General features: G+C 43.5%; 1 protein-coding gene. It reads right to left on the minus strand.

Going from position 1 to position 575, the window contains the following annotated elements; translation table 11 throughout:
* Positions 1–575 (minus strand): hypothetical protein (locus tag JK635_RS17425; protein WP_202655238.1); only part of this gene is annotated, 575 nt, incomplete at both ends.

Raw genomic sequence — 575 nt, forward strand, 5'->3', positions numbered from 1 at the left:
CATGAAAATCCTTGCTAATTCCGGTATTCGCCACAAGATAAGAAGACATACGGAAGATAAATTGACGTATTCGATTAGACTGCATTAATTCGGATGCGATTTTTGCGTCAGCCTGAAAACTCTGCTTCCCGATATATCTGAGTGAAAGACCAAGCAAAGGATTGCAACAAGCAAATATTTCAGCCGGAGCATCAAGAAAAGAGCGGACCATTTCTAAGAACTCTTCCCAAGCACCCAATTCAAATTCGGGCGAAACCTGATCATTCACATTTGCAACCAGCTCTCTCATTCTACGCCGAAGATAGTAAGCTTCTCTACCGCCCCATACGTAATAACGTAACAATCTTTCAAAAGTTTCCTTTGATTGGCTTTGATCGAAGATATCGAAAAATGCTCGGACAATAGGCGCAAGCGAGAAAGATAACGCAAAAACGCAGTAACCATATACCGCCATATGTTTCGGACGAGCAGGATCGAGTTCTCCTTTGACCGCACGCACATGGGCTAGCGTGAGGCGGAGATTTTTTGCAAAATCAGACTCTAAAGGCAGAGAGATTCGAAAAAAGTCACCCAGC

This window comes from Neobacillus paridis (assembly GCF_016765675.1).
Classification (GTDB): Bacteria; Bacillota; Bacilli; order Bacillales; family Cytobacillaceae; genus Neobacillus; species Neobacillus paridis.